This is a genomic window from Xenorhabdus vietnamensis, from assembly GCF_002127535.1.
Taxonomy (GTDB): Bacteria; Pseudomonadota; Gammaproteobacteria; order Enterobacterales; family Enterobacteriaceae; genus Xenorhabdus; species Xenorhabdus vietnamensis.
In genome coordinates this window covers 1-8135 of sequence record NZ_MUBJ01000045.1, presented here as the reverse complement: position 1 = coordinate 8135, position 8135 = coordinate 1, and the positions used below count along the sequence as shown (strand labels likewise).

At 42.7% G+C, this 8135-nt stretch carries 10 protein-coding genes; 6 read left to right on the top strand and 4 right to left on the bottom strand.

Translation table 11 applies throughout. The features are described from left to right. From Xvie_RS19455 to Xvie_RS19440, 4 genes are all read left to right on the top strand, one after another. Window positions 1-1375, top strand: a 1375-nt coding sequence (locus Xvie_RS19455; RefSeq protein ID WP_139838907.1) for a Tn3 family transposase, incomplete at its 5' end; no start/stop codon positions are given. Window positions 1376-1531: 156 nt separating this feature from the next. Then, window positions 1532-1777: a hypothetical protein gene (locus Xvie_RS19450; RefSeq protein ID WP_086110772.1), complete on the top strand. Its 246-nt coding sequence runs from the start codon at window positions 1532-1534 to the stop codon at window positions 1775-1777. Between the two features lie 95 nt (window positions 1778-1872). Continuing rightward, on the top strand, window positions 1873-2337 hold the full coding sequence (locus Xvie_RS19445; RefSeq protein WP_086110771.1) for a helix-turn-helix domain-containing protein: 465 nt from the start codon (window positions 1873-1875) through the stop codon (window positions 2335-2337). 2 nt (window positions 2338-2339) lie between these two features. Then, window positions 2340-2915, top strand: coding sequence for a PIN domain-containing protein (locus Xvie_RS19440; RefSeq protein WP_086110770.1), 576 nt, complete (start codon window positions 2340-2342; stop codon window positions 2913-2915). Window positions 2916-3577: 662 nt separating this feature from the next. Here the strand turns inward: Xvie_RS19440 and Xvie_RS19430 are convergent. The 3 genes from Xvie_RS19430 to Xvie_RS21230 all read right to left on the bottom strand — a co-directional run bounded on the left by Xvie_RS19430 (window position 3578) and on the right by Xvie_RS21230 (window position 4897). Next, on the bottom strand, window positions 3578-3880 hold the full coding sequence (locus Xvie_RS19430) for a hypothetical protein (RefSeq protein ID WP_086110768.1): 303 nt from the start codon (window positions 3878-3880) through the stop codon (window positions 3578-3580). A gap of 76 nt (window positions 3881-3956) precedes the next feature. After that, entirely contained in the window at window positions 3957-4466 is a 510-nt protein-coding gene (locus Xvie_RS21235) for a hypothetical protein (protein ID WP_139838909.1), read from the bottom strand. Window positions 4467-4468: 2 nt separating this feature from the next. Further along, a complete protein-coding gene (locus Xvie_RS21230) occupies window positions 4469-4897 on the bottom strand; it encodes a hypothetical protein (protein ID WP_208612642.1) in 429 nt (142 codons plus the stop codon). 511 nt (window positions 4898-5408) lie between these two features. Here Xvie_RS21230 and Xvie_RS19420 point away from each other — a divergent pair. Together Xvie_RS19420 and Xvie_RS19415 are read left to right on the top strand one after the other, a co-directional pair. Next, complete coding sequence (locus Xvie_RS19420; RefSeq protein ID WP_086110767.1) at window positions 5409-5666, top strand: hypothetical protein; 258 nt, start codon at window positions 5409-5411, stop codon at window positions 5664-5666. 597 nt (window positions 5667-6263) lie between these two features. Beyond that, on the top strand, window positions 6264-6728 hold the full coding sequence (locus tag Xvie_RS19415) for a DNA adenine methylase (protein ID WP_086110766.1): 465 nt from the start codon (window positions 6264-6266) through the stop codon (window positions 6726-6728). 32 nt (window positions 6729-6760) lie between these two features. Here Xvie_RS19415 and Xvie_RS19410 read toward each other — a convergent pair. After that, a partial coding sequence (locus tag Xvie_RS19410; RefSeq protein WP_139838907.1) for a Tn3 family transposase occupies window positions 6761-8135 on the bottom strand: 1375 nt, incomplete at its 5' end.

The window sequence follows — 8135 nt, the reverse complement described above, 5'->3', positions numbered from 1 at the left end:
TGCCATACCCGATGCAGAGATTTCCGGCAATGGGCTGTCCGTTTCACCAATTCGCGAGGAAGACAGCGACAGGATTACCACACTTAGTCGTAAGTTATACATGCTGGTCCCCCGCATCAGGATCACCAGCCTGCTTGCTGAAGTCCATAGCTGGACCCGTTTCCTCGATTGTTTCACCCATTATCGCACCGGAGAACAGGCAGAAGACGAAGCGTCGCTCATGGCTGCGATCTTGGCCGATGCGACTAATGCAGGAGCTGAACGAATGGCGCAGAGTTCACGTGGTGTGACCATTCACCAGATGATGGTAATGGTGGATCGTCATTTACGCGCTGAAACCTATGCAGCGGCAACCTCGGTACTGGTCGATGCGCAACAGGAACATCCTTTTGCCGCAATCTGGGGAGATGGTCATGTATCATCCTCGGACGGGCAATTTTTCCCAGCAGGCGGGCGTGGTGAAGCCAGCCTTGAATACAACGCAAAATACGGCAAGCGGCCAGGTGCGTCGATTTATGGCTTTCTGTCTAACCGGTTTGCGTCCTTTTTCTCCAGAATGATCCAGGCCTCTGAGAGTGAGGCTCCTTACGTACTCGACGGTTTGCTTCACAATGAAAGTTCAGTGGAAATTCATGAGCATGCCACCGATACTGCCGGTGCGACAGAAACAACATTTTCGATGTTTCATTCCTTTGGCTACAGGCTCATTCCCCGCATTCGCAACCTTGGGAGTCGCAGACTGTACGTCATTACTCCCTCCGAGGATTACAGGCCACTTGATGCTCTGATAGCCGGAAGGGCCAGGATGGATGTTATAGAGCAACACTGGGATGAGGTACTGCGGCTTAAGGCTTCGATCGGAGCAGGTCTGGTGCCACCGTCTGTGATACTGAAAAAGCTGGCGGCGTCCCCCAGACAAAACCGGCTCAACCAGGCCCTGCGGGAAATGGGACGCATTGAACGCTCTATTTTTATCTGCGACTGGCTGCTCGATATCCGCTTACGTCGCAGATCACATGCCATCCTCAACAAAGGCGAAAGCCGCCATGCCCTTGCCCGCGCCATTTTTCTTCACCAACTTGGCGAACTCCGTAACAGGGCAGCCGAGGCTATGGCTTACAGGGCATCTGGCCTCAACCTTGTTGTTAATGCAATAGTCCTGTGGAACACGGTCTATCTCAGCCGGGCTGTTGATTACGTTCGCAGTCAGGGGATCATCATACCGGAAGAGTTGTTGTCCAGCGTGGCACCGCTACCGTGGGGTCATATCTCGCTCACCGGAGATTACCTGTGGAACGAAATTGACCGCCCCCTTGAACGATACAGACCCGTTCGGACTAAGCGCTTCAATCCAAAGAACTTCAATTTTCCTTAGCGGGTGTTATTGCTGAAATGACCACGGAACCCCGTTAAACCGGAACAATCTATTGTCAATGTAAAAACAAGGACAACAGCCCTTGCTGAACGGGCAAAAACTAAAGCGTTTGATCATGCAGAAAGTGAGAACATTAAACAGGCTGAGCGTAATACCTTGAGGGAAAAACTCAATAACTTAGTTAAACGCCAGACGTTCTTATCATCGCGTTCTCAGTCACGATCCACCAGCAAAAATGCCGGGGTAAGTATTTCCTACCGTGATCGCGTTGACCGAGAAGCTGAACAGGCAAGACAGGAAGCAGAATTGAGTTTTTCAGCAGCAAAAGAAAGGGGGTTTGATCCATTGGATACCGTGAGCAATATCATGAACACGTATTTTGGTCGTCGGAAATCTGTTTAAGACTTTGACACAAAGTAAAAAACGTGTTTCGTTTATTGCGTTTTTCGTTTATTTCGATTAATATTGGAGTAAATGTTAACATAGAGGTATGAAATATGAGCAATAAAATCTTAACCGATTTGAATCTTCCAGCAAAACATGAAAGGGAAACCGCAATACGTGGTCAGCGAGAACTGGCCGTATTCCTTTCCACCAAGCTGGAAACTCAACAGATCACGATTCAAGGTACGGATAACGCCTCGCATCAGATTGAACTACCCACCTCAGCATTAACTATGCTGATAGAAATACTGGGTGAGTTGGCAATAGGTAATGCTGTACAGATTGTACCAGTGCAAGCTGAGCTAACAACGCAGGAAGCTGCAAACATAATGAATATATCACGTCCTCATATGGTGAAATTATTGGAGGAAGGGCAATTACCCCATCATAAAACAGGCAGGCATCGTAGAGTACGATTTTCCGACTTGATGGAATACAAAAAGAAACGTGATGCTAATAGTCTGGCTGCGATGCAAGAACTGGCAGATCAGGCACAAGAACTTAAGTTGGGTTATTAAGGATGAAACATTCCCCTTACCCTGTGGTACTTGATGCGTGTGTTCTTTACCCGGCAAGATTACGTGATCTACTTATGCACTTAGGTCTGGCAGGTTTGTACCAACCCAAATGGTCGGACACTATTCAAATCGAATGGAAAAGAAACTTACTGAGACAACGCCCTGATATACAATCTGAAGCGTTGGAACACACAATAACATTGATGAATAAAGCCTTGCCGGATGCCAATATCACAGGGTTTGAGTCATTAATTGAAGGATTAGCACTTCCAGATAAAGATGACCGCCATGTGTTGGCTACAGCCATACGTGCAAATGCAGAAGTTATAGTCACCACGAACTTAAAAGACTTTCCAGCCAATATTTTGGCTGAATTTGATATTGAAGCACTTCACCCGGACGAGTTTATTTCAGACCTTTTTGATTTAAACCATGCAATTGCACTGGAGGCTGTCAAACAACAGCGTATAGCATTAAGAAAGCCACCAATGTCTACAAGTGAGTTTTTAGATATGCTTTTAAAACAGGGACTCCCCATGACGGTGAAAGCACTTGAGGCTTATAAGTTTATGATCTAGTTTTACCACAAACCCCAATTAATATATTGACCGTTTTACTTTTATTCATTATCTAATTTTTAGCACATGCTTTTTCCACCAAGAACTGGTAATAAAGACATAACCTAACGCCAGCAGAGCAGAGTAGCACAGTGACTTAATGATGATAAAAGGGGTCACTGACACATTCTGGAAGAAGGGCGCGATCAGATAAGTGAGCAAAAAGAGCCCAAATACTTTGAGAAATTTTTTCATTGTCACTTTCCCCATTCATTCAGGCCGGGAACTTCCCGGCCATACCTAACTGACCAGTGGCATTATCCATTTTAAATCCATGACCAACATTCTTTTTATATAAAATTAAAAGTTGTTCACTAAGGTTGAATTGTCATTGTCAATATAAAAGTAACAGATTGGTATATGTATTAAACCGACAATCCTCAGACATATGTAATATATTGTTCCTTAAATACTTGTATGTATTTTGTATTAATATTGATCCTTAATAAACTAATAAACTAATAAACTAATAAACTAATAAACTAATAAACTAATAAACTAATAAACTAATAAACTAATAAATTATAAATTCCCTGCGGAATGTCGGGTTTAATGTAAATATTTAAAATACATGATACTCTTGAATATAAAAATTAATTATTTATTTGACTATTGTTTTAAATTTATTTACTTCCTCCATTATTAACTCCATTATCATTCCCACTGTGATTGCCGTTGTTATTACCCTTTGATGAGTTATCATTACCCTTTGATGAATTATTTTTACTGTGACTATCGTTACCGCCATTTCCTCCTTTTCCACCATGACCTGCATTTCCCCCATTCCCGCCATGTCCACCAATACCAGCATTACCACCGTTACCACCCGCACCACCTGCTCCTCCATCCCCTGCCATACTTGCAGATGAAACAGAAAGTGAAAATATTGCAATTAATAAAATTTGTAGAAGTTTTTTACTCTTCATAGTAAATCTCCATATTTAATAACATGATAATAAACCCAACATTCATGACTGCGGAATATCGAACAAACGATTAATCTTAACCAGATTTCCCATTCCCACCCTTTCCTCCATTCCCACCATCTCCTCCTTTGCCACCTTGTCCGATGTGACCCCCATTTCCTCCAACTCCTCCTTTACCCCCCTTTCCTCCATTTTGCCCTGCGTTCCCGTGCCCACCATTTCCACCCTTTCCACCATTTCCTCCGTTACCACCTAATAAACCTCCATCCCCGCCTTTACCTCCATTTCCTCCATTTTGCCCTGCATTTCCGTGCCCACCATTTCCACCCTTTCCTCCCTTTCCTCCAAACAGACCTCCCTTTCCTCCATTCCCCCCATTTTGCCCTGATTTACCGTCCCCGCCTTTACCCCCATTTCCTCCTAATATCCCACCATTTCCTCCTCTATCACCATCAGTTCCATTACCACCATTACCTAACCAGCCAGCATCATCTCCTCTTACTGAAGATGCCATTGAATTACTTATTGAGGCTAAAAGTGAAAATGTACTGATAATAAGAACGGCAACTATTTTTTTATTTATCATAGCTAATTGATCTCCGTGTAAAAATCAACATATTGAATTTGCCCTAGCCCCCCTTTGCCACCTTCTCCTCCTTTACCGCCTTCTCCTCCTTTACCGCCTTCTCCTCCTTTGCCGCCTTCTCCTCCTTTGCCACATTCTCCGGCTTTGCCATCTTCTCCGGCTTTGCCATCTTCTCCGGCTTTGCCATCTTCTCCTCCTTTACCGCCTTCTCCGCCTTTACCGCCTTCTCCGCCTTTGCCACATTCTCCGCCTTTACCACCTTCTCCGCCTTTACCACCTTCTCCGCCTTTACCGCCAAACCACCAATCAACTCCATAGAAGACTCCATTTTCCCTTGATGATGATATAGACGCGCTTTTTGCGTAATTAGTTGATATTATTAATATTGTTAAAAAGATTGATGCTGCTATCAATAATTTATTTTTGTTCATTATCAAAACCTTTTCTTTGATAAAATATAAGCAACCTTTGTATCTTAGAAAAAATAGGCAGATAAAAATATGCGCAGACTCACAGTAGTTATAAATACAAGGAAATATATTTTTATTTATATATTCATGGATTAATGGTGTTTATATACCCTATAAAAGCCAGACCCCTTATGTTATTTAGGTAAATCCGAATAATTACAATTTATACCTATAATAATGGCCTATTCATCTACCGAATAGGCCATTAGCTGTTTGATTAATTATCTGTTTAACTTATTAACAAATAAATTATTGGATTTTTCATGTCGCTGGGGTCAACTCTGGTACGGAAAGAAATGACACCATAAGCGCTCCTTACATTGGGGAATTTGGAAATTCAATGTTTTTGTTTATTATGAGTTTATATACGGAGTTATATAATTAACTTTGGTGTATATAATTTGTAGTTTATACATCAAAAGGTTAAATTTATTAATAATTTTAATCTTCTTATAATACTAGGAAAAAGATGATGAAAGAACTTAATAATACTGAACTCCATTATGCTGTCGGTGCTGGAGATGATCAAACAGCACTGGATAAAGCCGGCAACTTTTATGGGGAAATAATGAAAGATTTATTCGGCTCTGTAATTGACGCTGGCATAAAAAAGCCGGCACCTAATATAAAAACGAGGTTGATTAATACTATGGAGGATTTTGGAAAAAAAGAATTTAACAAATTCCTTTCATGGCTAGATGGATTAGAAAATAAGATTTTTAATAGTTAATGTTACTCTTTTCTTGTAATTCAATATTTAAAAGTGTTAGGTAAAAAACCTGACACTTTTTTTAACCCAAACTCACCCTTCTTTCCCCTTATATTTTTCAGATTATCTGTATGATACAACAAAAATAACCCTAACCTTTTATAAGGTTAGGGAAATCCAACGGATTTTATATGTTGTTTAATGGTAGAGAAAAATATGAATGAATTATTTTTCAAATTTAAATATAATTGTATAAACTAAATATGTCAATGGTGTTACATTTTTATTCCATTAAAGAATATTGTGGGATGACAATAAGGTTAATAAGCTAAATAGGATCTCATAATGCTGCTACACATATTGACTTCAACTATTTGAGTTCAAAGAACTTACGCTGTACAAAGTGTAGCACTATTTTGGAATATTATTTAGTTCGTTAGCCCAAGTTTAACAACTATTTTGTCTGCCCACACCAACTTGATAATACGAATTATTACCTTTTATTCTCTGATCGATACGCTGTCATTAAAGAAAGCAACCGTCTGAGTCAGATTAATTTATTGTGTTCTTAATTTGAGTTCTGGCAATTTTAAACGATCACGAATGCATAAAACTTAAATGGAATCCAACGCATTGAAATACATGGGTAGTAAATCGAGAATAGCAAAATATATTGCGCCATTCATCTTAGATCATTTAACGACAGATGTTGCTTATGTTGAACCCTTCGCAGGTGGGATGAATATGGTTAGTTACATAAATAATTTTCACACTGGTACAATTATTGCTGCTGATAGCCACGAATATTTGATTGAAATGTGGATAGCTTTGTTAGCTGGATGGAAACCACCAACATCAGTTTCGGGAGAAAAATATTACGAAATAAAAAATAATAAAACTGAAATACCCCATTTAACCGGTTGGGTTGGGTTTAATTGTAGTTACGCGGGTAAATGGTTTGCTGGGTATGCTGGAGTAACACAGACTCAATCAGGTATTCGTGATTATCAATCAGAGGCTATCAACAATATTCAGAGGCAGTTGACTAAATTAGATGGAGTAACATTACAGTATTGCGATTAGGGGTTCCGTGGTCATTTCAGCAATAACACCCGCTAAGGAAAATTGAAGTTCTTTGGATTGAAGCGCTTAGTCCGAACGGGTCTGTATCGTTCAAGGGGGCGGTCAATTTCGTTCCACAGGTAATCTCCGGTGAGCGAGATATGACCCCACGGTAGCGGTGCCACGCTGGACAACAACTCTTCCGGTATGATGATCCCCTGACTGCGAACGTAATCAACAGCCCGGCTGAGATAGACCGTGTTCCACAGGACTATTGCATTAACAACAAGGTTGAGGCCAGATGCCCTGTAAGCCATAGCCTCGGCTGCCCTGTTACGGAGTTCGCCAAGTTGGTGAAGAAAAATGGCGCGGGCAAGGGCATGGCGGCTTTCGCCTTTGTTGAGGATGGCATGTGATCTGCGACGTAAGCGGATATCGAGCAGCCAGTCGCAGATAAAAATAGAGCGTTCAATGCGTCCCATTTCCCGCAGGGCCTGGTTGAGCCGGTTTTGTCTGGGGGACGCCGCCAGCTTTTTCAGTATCACAGACGGTGGCACCAGACCTGCTCCGATCGAAGCCTTAAGCCGCAGTACCTCATCCCAGTGTTGCTCTATAACATCCATCCTGGCCCTTCCGGCTATCAGAGCATCAAGTGGCCTGTAATCCTCGGAGGGAGTAATGACGTACAGTCTGCGACTCCCAAGGTTGCGAATGCGGGGAATGAGCCTGTAGCCAAAGGAATGAAACATCGAAAATGTTGTTTCTGTCGCACCGGCAGTATCGGTGGCATGCTCATGAATTTCCACTGAACTTTCATTGTGAAGCAAACCGTCGAGTACGTAAGGAGCCTCACTCTCAGAGGCCTGGATCATTCTGGAGAAAAAGGACGCAAACCGGTTAGACAGAAAGCCATAAATCGACGCACCTGGCCGCTTGCCGTATTTTGCGTTGTATTCAAGGCTGGCTTCACCACGCCCGCCTGCTGGGAAAAATTGCCCGTCCGAGGATGATACATGACCATCTCCCCAGATTGCGGCAAAAGGATGTTCCTGTTGCGCATCGACCAGTACCGAGGTTGCCGCTGCATAGGTTTCAGCGCGTAAATGACGATCCACCATTACCATCATCTGGTGAATGGTCACACCACGTGAACTCTGCGCCATTCGTTCAGCTCCTGCATTAGTCGCATCGGCCAAGATCGCAGCCATGAGCGACGCTTCGTCTTCTGCCTGTTCTCCGGTGCGATAATGGGTGAAACAATCGAGGAAACGGGTCCAGCTATGGACTTCAGCAAGCAGGCTGGTGATCCTGATGCGGGGGACCAGCATGTATAACTTACGACTAAGTGTGGTAATCCTGTCGCTGTCTTCCTCGCGAATTGGTGAAACGGACAGCCCATTGCCGGAAATCTCTGCATCGGGTATGGCA